This window comes from Paraburkholderia sp. AV2 (assembly GCF_054968425.1).
In genome coordinates, this window is sequence record NZ_JBANLK010000011.1 from 98,692 (window position 1) to 119,146 (window position 20,455).

At 65.4% G+C, this 20,455-nt stretch carries 13 protein-coding genes; 4 read left to right on the top strand and 9 right to left on the bottom strand.

The features are described from left to right. Positions 1 to 4: 4 nt before the first annotated feature. A complete protein-coding gene (locus V8683_RS11005; protein ID WP_411191128.1) occupies positions 5 to 2,017 on the bottom strand; it encodes an enterotoxin in 2,013 nt (670 codons plus the stop codon). A gap of 271 nt (positions 2,018 to 2,288) precedes the next feature. Here V8683_RS11005 and V8683_RS11010 point away from each other — a divergent pair, with 271 nt between their 5' ends. Both V8683_RS11010 and V8683_RS11015 read left to right on the top strand, forming a co-directional pair. Continuing rightward, entirely contained in the window at positions 2,289 to 3,680 is a 1,392-nt protein-coding gene (locus tag V8683_RS11010; protein WP_411191129.1) for a TIGR00366 family protein, read from the top strand. Positions 3,681 to 4,026: 346 nt separating this feature from the next. Beyond that, positions 4,027 to 4,392 carry a hypothetical protein gene (locus V8683_RS11015; RefSeq protein WP_411191130.1) on the top strand — a complete coding sequence of 122 codons (366 nt, stop codon included), beginning with the start codon at positions 4,027 to 4,029 and terminating at the stop codon, positions 4,390 to 4,392. Positions 4,393 to 4,497: 105 nt separating this feature from the next. Here V8683_RS11015 and V8683_RS11020 read toward each other — a convergent pair whose 3' ends face one another. The 5 genes from V8683_RS11020 to V8683_RS11040 form a co-directional block, all read right to left on the bottom strand. Then, the gene (locus tag V8683_RS11020; RefSeq protein WP_411191131.1) at positions 4,498 to 5,967 is read right to left on the bottom strand and encodes an efflux transporter outer membrane subunit; all 1,470 of its coding nucleotides are present in this window, start codon (positions 5,965 to 5,967) and stop codon (positions 4,498 to 4,500) included. 3 nt (positions 5,968 to 5,970) lie between these two features. Continuing rightward, the gene (locus tag V8683_RS11025; protein WP_411191133.1) at positions 5,971 to 9,147 is read right to left on the bottom strand and encodes an efflux RND transporter permease subunit; all 3,177 of its coding nucleotides are present in this window, start codon (positions 9,145 to 9,147) and stop codon (positions 5,971 to 5,973) included. Positions 9,148 to 9,150: 3 nt separating this feature from the next. Next, on the bottom strand, positions 9,151 to 10,761 hold the full coding sequence (locus V8683_RS11030; protein WP_411191134.1) for an efflux RND transporter periplasmic adaptor subunit: 1,611 nt from the start codon (positions 10,759 to 10,761) through the stop codon (positions 9,151 to 9,153). Positions 10,762 to 11,141: 380 nt separating this feature from the next. Continuing rightward, the gene (locus tag V8683_RS11035; protein WP_411191136.1) at positions 11,142 to 11,501 is read right to left on the bottom strand and encodes a hypothetical protein; all 360 of its coding nucleotides are present in this window, start codon (positions 11,499 to 11,501) and stop codon (positions 11,142 to 11,144) included. A 168-nt stretch (positions 11,502 to 11,669) separates the two neighbouring features. After that, positions 11,670 to 12,845, bottom strand: a complete 1,176-nt coding sequence (locus V8683_RS11040; RefSeq protein WP_411191137.1) for a M20 aminoacylase family protein — start codon at positions 12,843 to 12,845, stop codon at positions 11,670 to 11,672. A gap of 114 nt (positions 12,846 to 12,959) precedes the next feature. On the opposite strand from V8683_RS11040, the gene V8683_RS11045 reads away from it, so the two are divergent. Then, positions 12,960 to 13,910, top strand: a complete 951-nt coding sequence (locus V8683_RS11045) for a LysR substrate-binding domain-containing protein (RefSeq protein ID WP_411191138.1) — start codon at positions 12,960 to 12,962, stop codon at positions 13,908 to 13,910. A gap of 131 nt (positions 13,911 to 14,041) precedes the next feature. On the opposite strand, the gene bamA is transcribed toward V8683_RS11045, so the two are convergent. Further along, complete coding sequence (gene bamA, locus V8683_RS11050) at positions 14,042 to 16,357, bottom strand: outer membrane protein assembly factor BamA (RefSeq protein WP_411191139.1); 2,316 nt, start codon at positions 16,355 to 16,357, stop codon at positions 14,042 to 14,044. A gap of 476 nt (positions 16,358 to 16,833) precedes the next feature. Here bamA and V8683_RS11055 point away from each other — a divergent pair, with 476 nt between their 5' ends. Continuing rightward, the gene (locus tag V8683_RS11055; protein ID WP_411191140.1) at positions 16,834 to 17,889 is read left to right on the top strand and encodes a phytoene/squalene synthase family protein; all 1,056 of its coding nucleotides are present in this window, start codon (positions 16,834 to 16,836) and stop codon (positions 17,887 to 17,889) included. 36 nt (positions 17,890 to 17,925) lie between these two features. Here the strand turns inward: V8683_RS11055 and mmsB are convergent, their stop codons facing one another. Next, entirely contained in the window at positions 17,926 to 18,816 is an 891-nt protein-coding gene (gene mmsB, locus V8683_RS11060) for a 3-hydroxyisobutyrate dehydrogenase (RefSeq protein WP_411191141.1), read from the bottom strand. Positions 18,817 to 18,884: 68 nt separating this feature from the next. Continuing rightward, complete coding sequence (locus V8683_RS11065; RefSeq protein WP_411191142.1) at positions 18,885 to 20,411, bottom strand: CoA-acylating methylmalonate-semialdehyde dehydrogenase; 1,527 nt, start codon at positions 20,409 to 20,411, stop codon at positions 18,885 to 18,887. Between the last annotated feature and the right edge of the window lie 44 nt (positions 20,412 to 20,455).

Below are 20,455 nucleotides of genomic sequence, written 5' to 3' on the forward strand. Positions count from 1 at the left end.
CGCTTCAGCCCGTGGAGGCCCGCGCCTGTAGCTCCAGTACCAGCACTTCGAACGGCGCGAGCCGCACGGCCTGCGGACGGTCGGCGTCGAGCTGCGCAGGCAGGTCGCCCGCGTGCGAGCCCCACGGATCGCGCACCGCGAATTGGCTCGGCGCGCACGCCGGCAAGGCCAGCTCGCGCCGCAGATCGAGAACGAAGGTCTGCGCGCGCTCGTGCGGATTGCGCAGCGCGACGATGGCAGCCGTCTCCGTCCACGCAGCCCAGCCGTAGACTTCAAGCGCATCGGGCGCGCCGCCCACCCAGTGAGTGTCGCGCAGGACCCGCGCCCGCGAGCGCGACCAGCGCGCCGCGGCCGCGAGCACGTCCCAGTCGTCGGCATCGAGCAGTGCGGGCGTGATATAGAGCTCCTGCAATTGCGTCCCGCTCGCGAAATACGAGCGCACTTCATGGCGGAACGCCTCCCCCTCGCGCCGGTTCAGCCGCGCATTCCTCTGCGCGAAGATCACGCCGTGCAGCATCAGCGAGTTCAGCGGAAAAAGCGGACTTGCGCGCACGACGTTATGCCAGGTCTGGGCATCGCGATACGTGATCCAGCGCTCGCGCGCGTTGCCTGCGCCGGCTTCGCCATTGTCGGCACCGCCGCGCCAGACCGAATCGACGTGGCGCAACCAGAACGGCGACGGCACCGTGCCGGTCGAGAGATTGACGAACGTGGCGGGCCGCACCGCGCGAATCGCATCGATCAGGTGAATCGCCGCGTCCCAGTCGCTGTCGAAGGCACTGTCCGGTACGACGCAATCGGCGTTGCCCGTGCCGTCGAACTTGAAGTGGTTCACGCCCTGCCTCTCCAGCAGGTCCATGACGACCTCGCAAAAGCGCCGGTAATAGCGCGGACCTGAGAGCGCGAAGCCGTTCCCGACCGTTTCGTAGCCGAGCGCGCGACCGTGCGCGACGCGTGTCTCGCGCGGCTCGCAATAGCCGCCCCACGGCGAGAGCCAGACGCCCGGCGCCGCGCCGAAACGCGCGGCCGCATCGCGCAGCGGCACGAAGCCCTCGGGAAACGCCGCGCTGAAGCGCCAGTCGCCGCCAAGATCGTCCCAGCCGTCGTCGAAGAGAAACGAATCGATTTGCACGCCACGGCGCTCATGGAGTTCGCGGCCCACGGCCGCGATGCGATCGAGCGCCTCCCCCTGCGTATAGGGCGTGAGATAGCCGATGTCGTACCAGGAGTTGTAGTGCAGGAAGGGGGCATACGGCCGGGCACGCGTGGCTTCGAGGTAGCGTGCGAAATCGCGCCGCAACTGCCCTGCGCGCGCCACGCCCACGACGGCTGAAAGTACGATGTGCTTGCCGCGCGACAGCGGCAATGCGCGCCTCAGCGTGAAGCGCGTGCCCGCGTCGGCAGTCTCTGCCTGCGCAAGCGGGCTTTCGATGCCCAGATAGAGATCGCCCACGACAACCGGCACGCCCGCATGAACGCCGCACACGCGCGCCTGCGGCGCTTCGGCGTGCAGCATCGTCACGGCCGCCAGAGACGCGTCGCTCGCAAGGGCCGTGATTTCGAGGCTCATGCGCAGCCAGGCTTCGCCGTCGCGCTGTTCCGCATGCCACCCGATCTGCAGGCGACGCGTAGCATCGACGAGCGTCGCGCTCACGCGCAAGCCCGGCTTGCGCGCTTCCAACCGCGTGGCACCCGCATCTGCCGCCAGTGGCACCGCGCGATAGCCGTCGAGCAGATCGAGATCGGCGAAGCCGACCGTGGCACCGTCGGCAAACGTCAACTGGAACGCCGCGACGAGCGGCACGGTACGCCCATGGGCACGATCGATCAGCGCGAACGCGCCGGCGCGTCCGTTCTCGACTCGCCAGGTCAACGCCACGGCGGCGTTGCCGAACGCCAGGCCCTCGCCGTTCTGATCGAATCCAGCCGCCCCGGGCTCCACCAGCGCCGCTTCGTCTTTCGTCAGCATGAACTCGACCTCCCGATCGAAGCGCGACGCGAGCTTACGAACATACATCGCGCCGGCGCCGTCAGGAAGCGTCGGCCACATGTCTTTCACAATGCTTTCGTTTTCATCGCACAGGAAACCGCAGCCAACCTCCCGGCTCATTGCGTTACGATCTTGACATCCTTCAGGCAGGCGACGAACATTGCGCGGTTCGATTAACGAAACGATGTTCTAATTTCGAACATTCGATAAAAAAGCAGGCCGTCTTCCCCCCGCGAAGGCACGACATGAACCGCTGCGCCGTGGCCAACCCGTCGCCGCACGCGACCAGAACACAAGCATGAAACGAGACAGCTATTCCACCCCCAACACGCCGTCCACCGGCGGCCGCGGCATCGTCGCCGCCCTCGTCTACCTCTTCGAGCGGGTCATGCCCGACCCGTTCGTGCTATCGGTCGGCCTCACGCTGCTCGTCGCGCTGCTGGCGCTCGCCGTCGCACCGCACGGCAACGTGCCGACGCTGCTCGACGCCTGGTACACCGGCACCTTCGGCATCCTCGGTTTCGCACTGCAGATGATCCTGATCCTCGCCACGGGCTACGCGATCGCCAACGCGCCTGTCGTGCAGCGCGGTCTGCGCGCGCTTGCGTCCCGGGCCCAGACTCCCGCGCGCGCCGCGCTGCTGGTGTTTCCGGTGGTCGCCGTGGCGGCATGGCTCAACTGGGGGCTCGGCCTGATCGTGGGCGCGCTGCTCTCGCGCGAGATCGCGCGGCGCGTACATGTGGATTTCGCGTGGCTCGTCGCCGGCAGCTACTCGGCCTGGTCGATCTGCAACAGCGGCCTGTCCAGCTCGATCGCGCTCTCCCAGGCCTCGCACGGCAATGCGCTCAATCTCGTCGAGAAAGCGACGGGCCAGGTCGTGCCGCTTTCCGCCACGATCTTCGCGCCGTTCGTGTTCATCCCCACCGTGCTCGTGGTGGTCGTGATGACGTTCATCTTCATCCGCATGCATCCGCAGGCGGACCAGGTCGTCTCGTTCCAGCAGACGGCCGAAGCCGAAAGCGATGCGGGCAACGACGACCCGCACGCGAAAAGCGGCAACACGCCCTCGCTCGCGACGCGCCTCGAACAATCGATGCTCGGCACGCTCGTTCTGCTCGTGCTCGGCGTGGGCTATCTCGTGATGGAGTGGAGCGAAAAAGGCTTCGATCTCGACATCAACACAACGATCCTGATCTTCCTGCTGATCGGCCTCGCGCTGCAGCGCACACCGATCGCCTACGCGAACGCCATTCGCGGCGCGGCGCGGCAGACCGGCTCGATGCTGCTGCAGTACCCGGTCTATGGCGGCATCATGGGCATCATGAAGGGCACGGGACTCGCCTCGATGATCGCCAAAGCGTTCGTCACCATCGCTACACCGCTCTCGCTGCCGCTGTGGAGCTATCTGAGTTCGCTCATCATCACGCTGCTCGTGCCGAGCGCGGGGGGCCACTGGGCCGTGCAGGGACCGTTCGTGCTGCCGGCCGCGCTGAGCCTGCATGCCTCCGTGCCGCGCACGGCGATGGCCGTCGCGATGGCCGAGAACGTCTCGAACATGCTGCAGCCGTTCTGGGCCGTGCCCATCGTCGCCATCGCGGGCATCCGCATTCAGCGCGTGATGGGCTACACGGCTGTCACGTTTGCCGTGTCGCTCGTGATCTACGCGGCCGCGCTCTGGCTCGTGCCCTGATCGAGCCCCGAAGCCGGGCTCGTGCTGCGGTGCAACCACGGCGGGCCTGCCTGGCTGAAACAGCAGTGAAACGGCAGGCCGCCCGGCAAGCTACCGCTCCCCGGTAGTCATTCGGCCTCCCTGGCAATTCGCCGCGCATGACACGGGCTCCGCGGCGCGCCCGTTCCTGGTGTCAGTCCTGATTGGCGCGCACACGCGAGCCAGGCGACGCTATTCCTGCCACCCGCGTTTGCGCCGCCATTCGGGGGGCGGAATTTTTGCGCGCGACGTGGTATCGTTCAATCGTCGGAGTCGAACGTTCTGGCTTGCCCGTCCATCGACCGCTGTTACTTTCGCGAGCGTCGCCATGAGTGATGTACGCCAATACCTGAGTCCGCGCGACCGCGTGGAACTGCTCTGCTGGCTCACCTGCGGGAGCCTCGGAGCGTACTACCTCAACGAAGCCTGGCCGAATGCGGCTTTCCACGTCCAGGCTGCGCACAAGTGGCTGGACCGCCACAGCCGCGAAGCCGACTGGCTCGCCATCGCGAAGCTCACCGCGCTCGCGCAGGGCATTGCGCAGCAACACGCGTGGTTCGTCGACGCCGCCTGGGCGCGCGACGCCGTCGAAGAAATTCTCGATACCGACGACCTCAATTACCAGGCCAAGCTCGTCCTCCAGGTGCTGGCCGACTGCGAGCGCGCGCTGGCCGACCGGCGCCCCGCCGATTAAGCGGTGACTGCGTCCTGATCGCGCGCGCCAGGCGAAAACCGGCTGGGGAAAGGGCACGAGCAGACACAGCCAGGTCCCAGCACGCCCAGCCGCGATCGTTCCCTGCTATGACTGTGCCGCGCTCGCGGCAGCCGGAGCCGCCGGCCCCGGCTGGCCCGTATTGGCCTTTGCATCGACGGCCGGCGTCCAGCCGTAACCCAGCGCCTTGTACAAGGCGACAATCTGCGCGAGTTCCTGATCCTGCAGCGCCGATTGCTGAAGCTGCGCGGTAAAGAGACTGCGTTCGGCATCGAGCACTTCCAGATAGCTCGTGTACCCGCCCTCGAACAGATCGCGCGATAGCGACGTGTAGTCCGAAAGCGCAGCCACCTCGCGCGTGGTCGCCTGCAGTTGTTCGCGCGTCTGGGTAATGCCCACCAGCGCATTCTCGACGTCGGCAAATGCCTGCTGGATGGTCTGCTGATAACTGAGCAGCGCCTCCTGGTGCACCGCTTCGGCTTCATGCACCGAACCCCAGATCGCACCGCCCTCGAAGATCGGCTGCGTAATCGAGCCCGCGAACGACCACACCCGCGCCGGCCCCGTCCACAGCCCCGTAAGCGCCGTGCTGGCCGCACCAAAAAGACCCGTGAGCGAGATATCCGGGAAGTATTGCGCGCGCGCCGCGCCTATCGATGCATTCGCCGCGATGAGCGTCTGCTCGGCCTGCAGGACGTCAGGCCGCCGCTCGAGCAACGACGAAGGCAGTCCCGCCGGAATCGCCGGCGCCGTAAGCTCCGTGATCGGCTTGCCGCGCGGAATCGGGGCCGGATTCTGCCCGAGCAGGAGCGAGATCGCGTCTTCCTGCTGCGAAATCTGCTGCTGGATCGAATGGACCGAAGCCAGCGCCGATTCGTATTCCGAACGCGCCTGGCTCAGTTGCAGCTTCGACACCACGCCGCCGCCGAAGCGCTCCTCGAAAAGATGCACAGCGTCGTCGCGGCTCTTGAGTGTCTCCTGCGCAATGAGGAGCTGATTGTCGTAGTCGCGCAGTTGCAGGTAGGCCGTGGCGACGTTCGCGATCAATGCGATGCGCGTGGCCTCCTGCGCGGCCTGGGTGCCCAGATAGTTCGCGCGCGCCGCTTCGGTCAAACGCCTGAGACGTCCGAACAGATCGAGTTCCCACGACACCGTGCCTTCCAGTTGCACCTGATTGCCGACCACCGGCGGATAGCCCGGCGCCAGCACGCCACGGCTGCGCGAGGCGCCGAAATTCGCGCCCACCTGCGGGAAGAGCCCCGCACGCGTGACGACATAGCTTCCGTAGTACTCCTCCACGCGCGCCGCCGCGATGCCCAGATCCTGGTTCTGTGCGAGCGCCTTCACGATGAGATCGTCGAGCACGGGATCGTTGAACTGTTTCCACCAGTCGAGGGAGGTATCCACGACTTCGGCATTGGACGCGGCAAACCGGAACGTGGACGGCGTATCGACGCTCGGACGATGATAGTCGGGCCCCACGGTACAGGCCGCGAGCCACGCACAGCAAGCGGTCAGAACGAGCGGACCGACGCTTCGGGTGATGGCGGGCTTCATCGTTCAGCCCTCCTGCGAAGGAGGAGCGGCGGGCGGCAGCGCCGCGGGAGGCGGTGCGGCGGGTCCAGCCTTCGCCTTGCTGCGCGAGGATAGCGTCTCCAGCCCCCAGAAGAACATCGGAATGAAGAAGAGTGCGATCAGCGTAGCGCCGAGCATGCCGAAGATCACACCCGTACCCAGCGAGCGGCGGCTCGCCGCCGACGCCCCGCTCGCGATAGCGAGCGGCACGCAGCCCAGGATGAACGCGAGCGAGGTCATGATGATCGGACGCAACCGCAGCTTCGCGGCGGCCAGCGCGGCATCGTAGGGCGTCATGTTTTCCTTCTCGCGCATCTCCACGGCGAACTCGAAGATCAGGATCGCGTTCTTCGCCGCCAGGGCGATCAGCACGGTCAGGCCGATCTGGAAGTACACGTCGTCTTCCATGCCGCGTATGAGAATGCCCACCAGCGCACCGAAGATCGCGAAGGGCACGGCGAGCAGCACGCCGATCGGCAGCGACCACTTTTCGTACTGCGCCGCGAGAATCAGGAACACCATCAGCAGCGCGAACGCGAACACCATGCCCGCGGTCGAGCCGGCCTTCTTCTCTTCGTAGGCCTGACCGCTCCATTCATAGCTGTAGCCCTCGCCCAACGTCTCCCGCGCGATTTCCTCCATCGCCGCGATCGCTTCGCCCGAGCTGTGGCCCGGCGCGGCATCTCCCGTGATCTTCGCCGCCGGGAAATTGTTGAAGCGGTTCACGATGTCCGAACCCGGTACGAACCGGAACGTCGTCACGGCCTTGATCGGCACCATCTGGCCGCTCATGTTGCGTACGTAGAGCTGCTGGATGTCGTCGGGTTGCGTGCGGTATTGCGGCTCCGCCTGCACGATCACCTGGAAGAGACGGCTACCCTTCGGAAACTGGCTCACGTACGACGAACCGAACATCGTCTGCAGTGCCGAATAGACGTCCTGAACCGGCACGCCCAAGGTTTCGCAGCGCTCGCGGTCCACTTCCACGAGCAACTGGCGCGAACGCGTATTGATCGTGGAATTCACCCCGCGCAATGCCGGATTCTGGCGCGCTTTCGCGATCATCTCGCGCACCTTGCCTTCGAGCTGCTGATAAGTACCGTCACCGGTGCTCTGCAGCCAGAACTCGAAGCCGCCTGTCGTGCCGAGACCAGGAATCGAAGGCGGATTGAGCGGCACGACCACACCGTCCTTGAAGCCCGAGAACGCTTTGCTCGCGTCGCGAATCAGGTCCTGTGCGGTGCCGTCCTTGCCGCGATCGCCAAAGCCCTTGAGCGTAATGAAGAGCGTGCCCGCATTCGACTTGTACTGCGAATCGATCAGGCTGTAGCCGATCGGCGCCGCTACCGATTTCACGGCGGGCTGCTTCGCGAACCAGTCTTCCGCCTTCTTCGAAAGGTCGCCCGTGCGGTCGAGGCTCGCCGCGTCGGGCAGCACGACCGCGCCGAGCAGATAGCCCTGGTCTTCCACCGGCACGAACGACGTGGGGATGTGCTTGAAGAGGCCACCGGTGGCGAGCACCATCACCAGGATCAGGCCGATGGAGAGCATTACACGCCGGATCGCGCTTTGCACGCCCCTGCCGTAGCCCGCGGTGAGCTCTTCGAACTTTTCGTTGAACCAGGTGAAGAAGCGATTCTTCCTGTGCTCGCCCGGCTTGAGCAGGATGGCGGCGAGCGCCGGCGACAGCGTCAGCGCGCAGATACCCGAAAGCACCACCGACACCGCAATCGTCACGGCGAACTGCTTGTAGAGCTGGCCCGTAATGCCCGAGAGGAACGCCACCGGAATGAACACCGCCAGCAGCACGAGTACGATAGCCACCACCGGCCCGCTCACCTCGTCCATCGCGCGCTTGGCGGCTTCCTTCGGCGGCAGCTTGAATTCGGTCATGTTGCGCTCGACGTTCTCGATCACCACGATCGCGTCGTCCACCACGATACCGATGGCGAGCACCATGCCGAACAAGGTCAGCATGTTGACCGAAAAACCGAATGCCATCATGCCGATGAACGCGCCGATGATCGACACCGGCACGGCAAGAATCGGCACGAGCGTCGCGCGGAAACTCTGCAGGAAGATGAACACCACGAGAATCACGAGGATCACCGCGTCGCGCAACGTGTGCACGACCTCGCCGATCGACTCGCGCACGAACTCGGTCGTGTCGAGCGCGACCTCGTACTTGAGGCCCGGCGGGAAGCTCTTCTTCAGTTGTTCGAGCGTCTCGCGCACCTGTTTGGCCACCTGCAGCGCGTTCGCGCCCGGCTGCTGATAGACGGCGAGGAGCGTGGCCGTCTTGCCGTTGTAGCGCCCGCGCAGCGAGTAGTCCTTGGCCGCCAGTTCGGCATGGCCGATGTCCTTGATGCGCACGATCGCCGCGTTGTCGGAGCTTGCGCGCAGGATGATGTTGTCGAAGTCGGCCGGCTCGGTGAGGCGCCCCTTGGTCGCCACCGGGAAGGTCTGCTGCACCGGACCGTTGGTGGGCGACTGGCCAAGCCGCCCCGCCGAGAACTGCTGGTTCTGCGCGCTGATGGCATTCTGCACGTCGGAGACGGTGATGCCGAGCTTGGCCATGCGGTCGGGCTTGAGCCAGATACGCATGGCATAGTCTGCAGAACCGAAGATTGCGGCCTGGTTCGCGCCCGGAATGCGCTTGAGCGCATCGAGCACGTACACGTTCGCGTAATTCGCCACGTAGGCCTGATCGTAGGCGTTATCGGGCGAATAGATTGCGATCACCATCATGAACGCCGACGAACGCTTCTGAACCGAAACGCCTTGCGCCGTCACCGCGTCGGGCAGCGTGGGCAGCGCGAGGTTCACGCGGTTCTGCACGTCCACTTGCGCGAGCGACGGGTCGGTGCCGATGTTGAAGTACACCGTGAGCGTCATATTGCCCGTCGAGGAACTCGACGAGTTCATATACATCATGTTGTCGGCGCCGTTCACCTGCTGCTCGATCGGCGCGGCCACGTTCTGCGCGACGACCTCGGCACTCGCACCCGGATACGTCGCGCTCACGGTGATCTGCGGCGGCGCGATGTCGGGGAACTGCGCGATCGGCAGATTGAACATCGCCACGAGCCCCGCGACAACGAGGATGATCGATATGACCGACGCAAAAATGGGCCGGTCAATGAAGAAGTGGGAGAACTTCATCGATCAGCCTCCCGTCGCCTGGGTGAGCGTCACGTCGACGCGGCGAGACTTGTCGGGGGCATCGTTGGCCACGATCTTCGCGGGCTTGCGCATCTCGATGCGGGCATTCTCCACGCCCGCGACGATCAGCGCGGCTCGCACCGTTGCCGCGCGTGCTTTGGCGAGGCGTTCGTTTTCGGCGAGCGAGCCGCTCGGGTCGGTGTAGCCGGAGATCACGACACGCGCGCCGGGAGACGCAACGAGCTGCTTCGCAACCGCCGCGAGCGCCTCGGCCGACTGCGCGTCGAGACTGGAACTGCCGGGTGCGAAGTAAAGCGAGGTGAGTTCGCCGCTAGCAGGCACGGCGGAGAGATTCGTGCTGTTCGAACCGCTCGTGCCGTTTGTGCTATTCGCAACGTTCGTACTGCTTGCCGCATTGGCGTTAGCACTGCCGCTGCCGTTGGACCCGGCGTTGGACCCGACGTTGGCGCCGGCCGCCGCACCCTGTGCACCCGCGGCACCCGCCCCGCTCGCGGCCCCTGGCGCCGCGGCATTGCCGCCTGCCGTGTCGTCCGGCGCCGTACCCTGGGCCGCCACGTTGACGCTCGGCGCGGGCGCCGGCACGAGATGCACATTGAGAGGCGCACCCGGCATGAGGCGCAGCGTGTTGTCGAGAATGACCTTGTCGCCCGGATGCAGGCCCGCTTTGATGACCCAGTCGTTGCCGTTCCACTCGCCGGTCTCGACCGCGCGCTGCTGGGCCTTGCCCTGCGCATCCACGGTCCAGACGAATTCGCCGCGCGCGCCCTGCTGCACCGCATCCTGCGGCACGGCAATCGCGTTCGGACGGACCGCGCCCACGAGCTTGATCCGCACGAACTGGCCCGGCCGCAACGCGCCGTCTGCGTTCGACACGGCCGCGCGGATCAGATAGGTGCCGGTTTCCGTGCTGAGCGCGGCATCGGTGAACGCGATATGACCGCGCTGCGGGTAGATGCTGCCGTCGGCAAGCACGATGACGGCCTCCAGCTTGCCGCGCTCCGGCAGCCTGAGTGTGCCGTTGCCCGTCTGCGCACGCAGATCGAGCAACTCGCTCTCGGAGAGCGAGAAGTTGATCCACATGGGGTCGAGCTTCGCCACGTAAGTCAGCAGGCTGTTGGCGGCGTCGATATACGTGCCGTCCTGCTTCTTCGCGAAGCTCGAAAGCCCCGTTACCGGCGCGGTGATGGTCGTATAGCCGAGGTTCAGGCTCGCGCTCAGCACGTTCGCGCGCGCCTGATCGAGCGCGGCGGCGGCGGCCTGCTGCTGGCCGATCGAATCGTCGAGATCTTTCTGGCTCAGCGCGCTCTTCGCCGCGAGCGGGCGCACGCGGTTCAGGTTCGCCTGCGCCGTGTCGAGCCGTGCCTTCTGCTGCGCGTATTCGGCCTGCGCGGCATCGAGCGCGGCCTGGAACGGCTTCTTGTCCATGACGAACATGACGTCGCCTTCATGGACGAGCGAGCCTTCCTGATAGACGCGCTTCTCGAGGAAGCCGTTCACGCGAGCCCGGATCTCGACCTGCTGCGAGCTTTCGGTCTGGCCGACGTAGTCGAAAACCACCGGCACGTCGCGCAGGGCGACGTCGATGACATCCACGTTGGCGGGCGGTGGCGCCGACGCGGCGGGCTTATTGTCATGGCAAGCAACGACTGCAGCCAGCAACCCCAACGACAGGCACAACCGGACAACCCGAATTCCGCATGTCATGCTGTTCTCCGTAGCCGACGATCTACGCTGGACCGACGAACCAAGGCAGACTTCGGGACGACCCGAAGGCAAACCGCGTCCTTGGCGCTCGCTCAGATACTACTGTTTTTCCGGGCGACGCAGAACGTGTTTGCCAACCTGTGCGCGCGTTTCGGTCAACTATTCACAGCCCATCAAAACAATGGGCTGCATCGTTTTAATTTCCGAAACGACCGATTGGCGACGGTGTGGAGAACAAGGGATGCGCGGCAAGCCGCTCGCGTCGCGTGCTAGGGTCTTTCCAGCAGACGAATGGTGCCGAACTCGGCGCTGGTGACCGTGCGGATCAGAACGGCCATCGCCTCGCTCACGCGCGTGCGTTCGAGTTCGATATGCAGGCAGGCCAGATCGCGGCGTCGGTCGATGTCGATGGTATGGATACCTAACGCGCTACCCAGCATGCGATGCAACGCGCGGCGCGCCGTTTCGGCATCGCGCGGCGCTACGCGCACGACCATCTGCACGCTGACGCGAGCGGCTGCCGCATGCCGGCTCGCGCGTGCGGGAGCTTTCGCGAGGGGAGAGGCAATCGATTGAAACGCGGACTTCGAGACGGCCTTGACGGTCTGACGTATGGGGAGGGTTTGCATCGTCTGCGTGCGCACCACGACGGAGGACGGCGCGCGTACTGTTGAACATGAAACCGATTCTACGAAGCCGCGTGCAAAGAACCCGTAAAGACTCGCCGTGCGGGCGGCAAAATCGTGTAGCGCCCGACGCTCAGATCTGGATCAGCCGCGCCAGCACGGCTTCGCGCCTCAGGCGCGCAAGAACCGTTGGGCGAGCTTCACCCAGTACGCCGCGCCCGCCGCGAGGCAGTCGTCGTTGAAATCGTAGCCGGGGTTGTGCACCATGCAGCCGCCCTCGCCGTCTCCGTTGCCGATGATCAGATAGCTGCCCGGGCAACGCTCCAGCACGAACGAAAAATCCTCGCTGCCGGTGAGCGGCGCCATGTCCTCGATCAGACCCGCCTCGCCCACCCACTCGCGCGCGACCTCCTGCGCGAAGGCGGTCATCTGCGCGTCGTTCACGAGCACAGGATAGCGACGCTGATAGTCGATGCGCGCCGTCGCGCCATAAGAGGCGGCCTGCGCGTGCACAAGCGCCGTGATGCGCTCCTGCAGCAGATCGCGCACCTCCGGGCGCAGCGCGCGCACCGAAAGCTTCATCTGCGCGGTCTGCGGAATCACGTTCGGCGCGTCGCCCGCGTGAATGGCGCCCACGGTCACGATCGCCATGTCGAGCGGCGGCACGTTGCGCGACACGACCGTCTGCAGCGCGAGCACGATGCTCGCGCACACCACGACCGGATCGATCGCCTTGTGCGGCACGGCGCCATGCCCGCCCCGGCCGTCGACGTCGACGATCACGGTGTCGGACGACGCCATGAACGGTCCCGCGCGAAAGCCCAGTTTTCCGGTTGGAAACCCCGGCATGTTGTGCATGGCAAAAACGGCATCGCACGGAAAGCGCTCGAAGAGGCCTTCGTCGAGCATGCGCTTAGCGCCGCCCAGGCCCTCTTCGGCCGGCTGGAAAATCAGGTGCAGCGTGCCGTCGAACGAACGCGACTGCGCGAGATGCTTCGCCGCCGCGAGCAGCATGGCCGTATGACCGTCGTGTCCGCAAGCGTGCATCTTGCCGGGAATGCGGCTCGCGTAGTCGAGCCCCGTGGCCTCAAGGATCGGCAACGCGTCCATATCGGCACGCAGGCCGAGCCGGCGCGCTCCGTCGCCCATCTTCAGCGTGCCGACAACGCCTGTGCCGCCCAACCCGCGATGCACCTCGTAGCCCCACTCGGCGAGCCGTGCCGCAACGAGGTCGCTCGTCACGAACTCTTCGAAGCCAAGTTCCGGATGGGCGTGGATTGCGTGGCGCAGCGCGATCATCTCTTCTTCGATCGCGGCAATTGCAGGCGGGATCGTCATCGTATTCATGTCGTGTCTTCCATGGGCTTGCCGTAGCACCCCAGAATAACGACGCACCCGACTCGACAACAGATCTACAATGGTTGGCCCGCCAACCAGAGGTAGGCATCCGGGTTTCCCCTCATGAAGTTCCACCAGTTCAGGGCGCTCGTCGCCATGGCCGATACCGGCAGCATCCGCGCGGCCTCGCGCCAGCTCGGCATTTCGCCCGCTGCGGCCACCAAGGCCGTGCGCGAGCTGGAAGCCGAGCAGCAGATCGCGCTCGTCACGCGCAATGCGAACGGCATTGCATTCACCGAAGCGGGGCAGGCGCTGCTCGTGCACGCGCGGCTGATCGTGCAGCAGATGTCGCGTGCCCAGGACGAGCTCGACGCGCGGCGCGGGCGTGCCGGCGGCAAGCTGTCGATCGGCGTGACGCCGTGGCTTGCGCTCTCCTTCGTGCCCGACGCCGTTACGCTCTTTCGCAAGCGCATGCCCGGGATGCAGCTCGAGTTTTATGAAGGCCTCCTGAACATCGTGATGCCGCGCCTGCGCGACGGGTCGCTGGACTTCTCGCTAGGCAAGCCGGGGCCGGCCTCGCTGCATGCGGAGTTCGTGCAGACACCGATATTCGCGACCGAATCCGCCGTGGTCGTGCGCAAGGATCATCCGCTCGCACAAGCGCATTCTCTGGCCGAACTTCAGGACTGCGAATGGCTGCTCAACTGGGATCCGGGCAGCAAGGACATGATCGCCGACGACGTCTTCCGCCGCCACGGCCTGCCGCTGCCGCAGACGGTCCATCTGGCGCATTCGTTCATCGTCGCCATGGGGCTCATCATGAACACCGACATGGTGAGCATTTTTCCGTGGCCGCTCGTGGAGACGCGCTTCGCGCGCGAGAACCTGCGAGCGCTCGTACTGCGGGAGGAAGTGGACCGCACTGTGGTCAGCGTGGTAGCCCGGCGCGGCGTGCCGCTTCCGGCCGCCGCAGAGTGCTTCCTCGACTGCCTGAAGGAGGCGATCCGTTCGGGCGAGGCATCGCGCGATCCCGAGCGCCGACGGCTCTATCACTCGCTCGAGCTTCTGATCTAGAGATTGACGGGGAAACCAGCCGGAAGAAAAAAACGGCGGGAGTAGCGGCGAACGCCGCAAAGACAGGAAGACCAACGAAACAACGCATCCGGGGCCTCGTCACGCCAGTGACAGGCCCCGGAACTGTGCGTTTAGAACGACGTACCGATCTGGAACTGGAACTTCTGGTACTGGTCGCCCGTGTGCTTGACGATCGGGAAGCCGAGGTCGAGCTTGAGCGGGCCGATCGGCGAAATCCACTCGAGACCCATACCATAGCTGTAACGCAGGCCGTTCGCGCCGATACTCGTGCCTTCGTCGCCCCAGACGTTACCGCCGTCCACGAAGGTGAAGACGCGCAGCGTGCGGTCGTAGCCCGTGCCCGGCAGCGGGAACGTGAGTTCAATGCTGCCCACCAGCATCTTCGAACCGCCGATCGGGTCGCCCGTGCTCACGTCGCGCGGACCGAGGGAGCCCGGTTCATAGCCACGCACCGAGCCGATACCGCCCGCGTAGTAGTTCTTGAAGATCGGGTACGGCTTGCCTTCGAGGCCGTTGCCGTAGCCGCCCTGGAAGTTCAGGCCCAGCACGAAGCCGCGTGCGAACGAATAGTAGTACTGCGACTGAATATCGGCCTTGTAGTACGAGACACCCGTGATCGGCGTGCCGTACTCGGCGTTGGTCTGCAGGAAGTAGCCCTTGCTCGGCACCAATGCGCTGTCGCGGTTGTCGCGCGACCAGCCAACCGTCAGCGGCACGATGTTCGACACGCGGCCGAAATCGTTCACGTAATCGATGTAGCTCTGCGGCGTCGTGGAGTCGATGTCGAGACGATCCTGTTCGATGCCGAGACCGAAGTACACCATGTCGGTTTCGGAGAACGGAATGCCGAACTTCGTGTCCGCGCCGTACGAAATGATGCGGAAGCTCGTGTCGGTCGTGCTCGAGTAGTACAGCGGCTCGGTGGTGCGGTAGTAGGCATCCGTGATGCGCTTGATGCCGTCGATCGTAAAGTACGGATCGACTTCGGTCACCGACAGCGTGCGGAACGTCGTCGCCGTGTTCACGTTCAGCGAAAGGCTGTTGCCCGAGCCGAACACGTTGTCCTGCGAAATACCCGCCGACAGGATCGGGCCTTCGCCCGAGCCGTAGCCCACGCCGAGAGACAGCGTGCCGGTGGGCTTCTCGGTCACCTTCACGTCGACGTCCACCTGGTCCGGCGTGCCCTCCACCGGCACCGTGGTCACGTCCACGTCGGTGAAGTAGCCAAGACGGTTGATACGGTCCTTCGAGAGCGCGAGCCGGCTCGAGTCGAACCACGAGCTTTCGAGCTGGCGCATTTCGCGGCGGATCACTTCGTCGCGGGTGCGCGTATTGCCGGCGATGTTCACCTGACGCACGTACACGCGGCGGCCCGGATCGACCTGCAGCGTGAGCGCCACGACGTGATGCTGCTGGTCGATCTGAGGCTCGGCGTTGACGGTCGCGAATGCATAGCCGTATTCGCCGAGCTTGTCGACGAGCGCCTTCGTCGTGTCCTTCAGCTTGGCCGCCGAAAAGCGCTGGCCCGGCTTGATCGTGATGAGCTTCTTGAGCTCCGCCTCGCGATTGAGCAGGTTGCCCGCGAGCGAGACGCCCGAAATCGTGTACGGCTCGCCCTCATGGATCCCGATCGTGAGATACATGTCCTTCTTGTCGGGCGAGAGCGACACCTGGGTCGAGTCGATGTTGAACTCGAGGTAGCCGCGGTCCAGGTAGTACGTACGAATGTTCTCGAGGTCGCCCGTGAGCTTGTCCTTCGAGTACAGGTCGTTCTTCGTGTACCACGAGAACCAGTTCGGCGTGGAAAGCTGCATCTCGTCGCGCAGCGTGCCTTCGCTGAACGCGTGATTGCCGATGAAGTTAACCTGGCGGATCTTCGCGCTCGGCCCTTCGATCACCGAAAACAGCAGGCCGACGCGGTTGCGGTCGATTGGCGTGACGGTGGTCGTGACCTCGGCCGCGTAATAGCCGCGCGTGAGGTACTGGCGCTTGAGCTCCTGCTCCGCGCGGTCCACGAGCGCCTTGTCGTAGCTGCGGCCCGGCGAAAGCCCCACCGACTTGAGCGCCTTGGTGAGCGCGTCCTTGTCGAATTCGTGGATGCCGGCGAAGTCGATCGTGCCGATGGCCGGTCGCTCCTGCACCTGCACGACGACCACGCCGCCTTCGGTGGAGATCCGCACATCGCTGAAGAAGCCCGTCGCATAGAGTGCGCGGATGGCGTCCGACGCCTTGTCGTCCGTAAAGGTATCGCCCTGCTTGATGGGCAGATAGGCGAACACCGTGCCGGGCTCGATGCGCGAAAGCCCGTCGATACGGATGTCCTGGACCACGAAAGGCTCGGTGGCGCTCGCGGCGGTGGCAACGAGGCCGAGGCCGGCGAAGGTCAGCGCGCGGGTGTAGCGCGCCGTGGTAGTTGAAGCCGTCATGCGGGAATTTGTATTTAAGGCCAACAAGAAAACCGCGAACCCGTTCGCGGCCGGAACGACGCGGCGCGTCGCGCGTTCACTGCGTCTTACTGCATGTTCACGCCGCCCGGATTTTACCGTACGCTCATGCCGCCCGGACGAAGAACCATCGCGAGCCCCGTCGTCGCGAGCGTGAGCACTTCGGTCATGTGCGCGGCCTGCACGCGAAGCCGCTCAGACTACCATGATTACCTGCGCGAAGATTCTAACAGAAGGAATCCGGCTGCAACAGAACCTGCTATGGGCAAGCAGCGCAGACTCTATCACACCTCAACCTTTCAGAAACAATTCAGAGGCGTGGTTCGACCGACTAGATCTGTAAGAATTCAAGCGCTCTCCTGCCCCGCTGCACGCGCATCGGGGCCCGCGCCGCCCCACGTCATCCACGCTACAATGCGGCTCTCGTTCGATCCGTCCCTTGCCGCCGCTTCCCCAACATGCAGAAATCCGACCGGGCCTTCCTGCTGGGCCCGTTGCTCAAAGGCGTTTCCCGCTCGTTCTATCTCACGTTGCGCGTGCTGCCCGCGGGGATGCGCGATCCGGTGGGTGTGGCCTATCTGCTCGCGCGCGCGGCAGACACGATCGCCGACACCTCGCTGATCCCGCCCGAGCAGCGCCTCGCGCTGCTGCTGTCGCTGCGCGAGCGCATCAACGGCGCCGCGGACGACGCCGCCGGCCCGCGGCGCATCGCCGACGAGGTCGCGGGCCAGCAGACCCAATCGGACGAAAGGCAGTTGCTCGAATCGCTGGGTGGCGCCCTGGAGGTGCTCGCGCAACTGGACGAGGCCGATCGCGCCGCGGTGCGCGAAATCGTGACGACGCTCACGCAAGGCATGGAATTCGACCTGCGCACCTTCCCCGACGAACGCTCCGGCCAGATCGCCGCGCTTGCCAGTTGGGACGAGCTCGACCGCTACACGTATCTGGTGGCCGGCTGCGTGGGCGAATTCTGGACGAAGATGACGTACCAGCACGTCCCGGGCGCGCTCGATCCTGCGTTGCGCGAAACGATGTACCGGCGCGGCGTGCGCTTCGGCAAAGCGCTGCAGATGGTGAACGTGCTGCGCGACTGCGGCAGGGACCTGCGCATCGGCCGCTGCTATCTGCCGGCTTCGATGCTCGCGCAGGCGGGACTCGCCGCGCAGGACCTGCTGCGGCCCGAGTCGTCCTCGCGGGCACGCGGCATCTTGTACGAACTCGTGCGCATCGCGCTCGATCACTTCCGCGCCGCGATCGACTATACGTTTGCGCTGCCGCGACACTCGCTGCGGCTGCGCCTCGCCTGCCTCTGGCCGATCCTCATCGGACTCGAAACGCTCGAGCGGCTCGTCGCGAACGAGCAATGGCTCGATCCGGCGAAGACGTCCAAGGTAACGCGCAATGACGTCTATCGCATCCTCGCCGGCTCGACGCTGCTCGCGCCGTCCGATGCCCTGCTCGAACGGTGGTTCAGGCGGCTCTTCGCGCGCGTGGAAGCACGCATCAAAACATAAGCGGCTCGCAGCGCGCGCTGCGAGCCGTGCCCGCCGCTATTCCTTCTCGCCGCGATACAGCTTGATAACGGCGGAAAAGTCGAGCTTGCCGTCGCCGCGGCTGCTCATGGCCTGGTAGAGCTGCTGCGCGAGCGCGCCCATGAACGCCGGCTGGCGCACGCCCTTTGCCGCATCGGTCGCGAGGCCGAGATCCTTGAGCATCAGATCGGTGCCGAAGCCGCCCGTATAGCCGCGCGACGCAGGCGCCGTCTCGATCACGCCCGGATACGGGTTGTACGTGTCCGAGCTCCAGCAGCGGCCCGTCGAGGTGTTCATGATGCCGCCCAGGACCTTCGGGTCGATGCCGAGCGACTCGCCCAGCGCCATCGCTTCCGCGACGCCCGCCATCGTGACGCCGAGCACGAGGTTGTTGCAAATCTTCGCGACCTGCCCCGTGCCGGTATCGCCGCAGTGGACGATGTTCTTCCCCATGCCTGAGAGCACCGGTTTCACGCTCTCGTACACGGCCGCCGTGCCGCCCACCATGAAGGTCAGCGTGCCCGCCACCGCGCCGCCCGTGCCGCCCGATACCGGCGCGTCGACAAAGGTGTTGCCCCGCGCCGCCGCCAGCGCCGCGAATTCGCGGGCGCTGGCGGGATCGATCGTGCTCGAGTCGATGATCGTCACGCCTTTCGCGACGCCCGCCAGCACGCCGTCCGCCGCGGTGAGCACCGTGCGCACATGCGCGGCCGCGGGCAGCATCGTCACGACCCATTCGGCGCCGCTCGCCGCGTCCCCTGGCGAGGCGGCGCGTTCCGCGCCCGCTTCGGCGAGCGTCTGCAAGGCCGCTTCGCTGAGATCGAACACCTTGAGCGTGTGCCCCGCCTTGAGCAGATTGAGCGCCATCGGCGCGCCCATGTGACCTAGTCCGATGAAGCCGATTTTCATTAGTCTGTCTCCTGCAACGTCGTTGCCGCTTTCGTTGCGAATTTTGTTGCGCAGGCAACCTTGCCGCGTCAGCGCAGGCTGATCGTGGTGTTCACGCCGTCGCTGACGGTGGCGTCGTCGAACCAGCGCGCGGTGACGGTCTTCGTCTGCGTATAGAACTGCACGACCTGCTTGCCGTACGGGCCGAGATCGCCGAGCTTCGAGCCGCGCGAGCCCGTGAAGCTGAAATACGGCACCGGCACCGGAATCGGAATGTTGATGCCCACCTGGCCGATGTCGATCTCGCTCTGGAATTTGCGGGCCGCCGCGCCGCTCTGCGTGAAGAGGCCCACGCCATTGCCGAACGGATTGGCGTTGACGATCGCGATTGCCTCGTCCAGATTTGCCGCGGTCAGCACCACGAGCACCGGGCCGAAGATTTCATGCGTGTAGATGTCCATGTCGGTCTTCACGTTCGTGAACACCGTCGGCCCGACGAAGTTGCCCTCCTCGTAACCCTTCACCGTCACGTCGCGGCCGTCGAGCGCCAGCGTCGCGCCCTGCTTCACGCCCGATTCGATGAGACCCAGAATACGCGCCTTCGCAGTACGAGAAACCACCGGACCGACGTCGGTGCCCGGCTCGTGGCCCGCGTTGACCTTCAGCGTCTTCGCCTTTTCGACGAGGTCGGGCAGCCACTGCTGCGCCGCCCCGACCAGCACGACCACCGAAGTCGCCATGCAACGCTGCCCCGCCGCGCCGAACGACGCGCCGACGAGCGCGTTGATGGCCTGCTCGCGGTTCGCGTCGGGCAGAACGACCGCGTGGTTCTTCGCGCCCATCATCGACTGCACGCGCTTGCCGTGCTCGCTGCCGAGGCGATAGACATGCGTGCCCACCGCCGTCGAGCCGACGAACGAGATCGCCTTGATGAGCGGGTGAGAGCAGATCGCGTCGACCACTTCCTTGCCGCCATGCACGACATTGAGCACGCCTTTCGGAATGCCGGCTTCGAGCGCCAGCTCGACGAGCTGCATCGTCGAAAGCGGATCCTGTTCCGAGGGCTTCAGCACGAAGGTGTTGCCGCAGACGATGGCCATCGGGAACATCCACAGCGGAATCATCGCGGGGAAGTTGAACGGCGTAATGCCCGCGCACACGCCAAGCGGCTGCTGCAGCGTGTACGTGTCGACGCCGCCCGCCACGTTCTCGGCGAACCCGCCCTGCTGCAGCGTGCCGATCGAGCAGGCGTGCTCGACCACTTCGAGGCCGCGGAAGATGTCGCCTTCGGCATCGGGCAGGGTCTTGCCCTGCTCGGCGGTGAGCGTCTTCGCAATGCGCGCCATGTTCTCGCGAATCAGCGCCTGGAATTTCAGCATGATGCGCAGGCGCGCGCCGATCGGCGTGTTCTTCCACGTTGCGAACGCAGCCTGCGCGCTCTGCACGGCCGCATCGACTTCGGCCACGGTAGCGAACGGCACGCGCGCGAGCACTTCCTGCGTGGCCGGATTGACGATGTCGCGCCATTCGCCCGTCTTCGACTCGACGAATGCGCCGTCGATCAGCAGCTTGACGGTGGGGACATGGGCATTCGATGCCTGGGTGACTGCGTTCATCTTGGACTCTCTTGCATGGGTTGAAGGGAACCGGTTCGGACCGG

What these genes read in the sequence shown, in the direction of transcription:
- V8683_RS11015 (WP_411191130.1), top strand. Translation starts at nt 4,027, where the DNA reads ATGAGTGATGTACGCCAATACCTGAGTCCGCGCGACCGCGTGGAACTG.
- V8683_RS11020 (WP_411191131.1), bottom strand. Translation starts at nt 5,967, where the DNA reads ATGAAGCCCGCCATCACCCGAAGCGTCGGTCCGCTCGTTCTGACCGCT.
- V8683_RS11010 (WP_411191129.1), top strand. Translation starts at nt 2,289, where the DNA reads ATGAAACGAGACAGCTATTCCACCCCCAACACGCCGTCCACCGGCGGC.
- mmsB (WP_411191141.1), bottom strand. Translation starts at nt 18,816, where the DNA reads ATGAAAATCGGCTTCATCGGACTAGGTCACATGGGCGCGCCGATGGCG.
- V8683_RS11005 (WP_411191128.1), bottom strand. Translation starts at nt 2,017, where the DNA reads ATGTATGTTCGTAAGCTCGCGTCGCGCTTCGATCGGGAGGTCGAGTTC.
- V8683_RS11025 (WP_411191133.1), bottom strand. Translation starts at nt 9,147, where the DNA reads ATGAAGTTCTCCCACTTCTTCATTGACCGGCCCATTTTTGCGTCGGTC.
- V8683_RS11055 (WP_411191140.1), top strand. Translation starts at nt 16,834, where the DNA reads ATGCAGAAATCCGACCGGGCCTTCCTGCTGGGCCCGTTGCTCAAAGGC.
- V8683_RS11065 (WP_411191142.1), bottom strand. Translation starts at nt 20,411, where the DNA reads ATGAACGCAGTCACCCAGGCATCGAATGCCCATGTCCCCACCGTCAAG.
- bamA (WP_411191139.1), bottom strand. Translation starts at nt 16,357, where the DNA reads ATGACGGCTTCAACTACCACGGCGCGCTACACCCGCGCGCTGACCTTC.
- V8683_RS11040 (WP_411191137.1), bottom strand. Translation starts at nt 12,845, where the DNA reads ATGAATACGATGACGATCCCGCCTGCAATTGCCGCGATCGAAGAAGAG.
- V8683_RS11045 (WP_411191138.1), top strand. Translation starts at nt 12,960, where the DNA reads ATGAAGTTCCACCAGTTCAGGGCGCTCGTCGCCATGGCCGATACCGGC.
- V8683_RS11035 (WP_411191136.1), bottom strand. Translation starts at nt 11,501, where the DNA reads ATGCAAACCCTCCCCATACGTCAGACCGTCAAGGCCGTCTCGAAGTCC.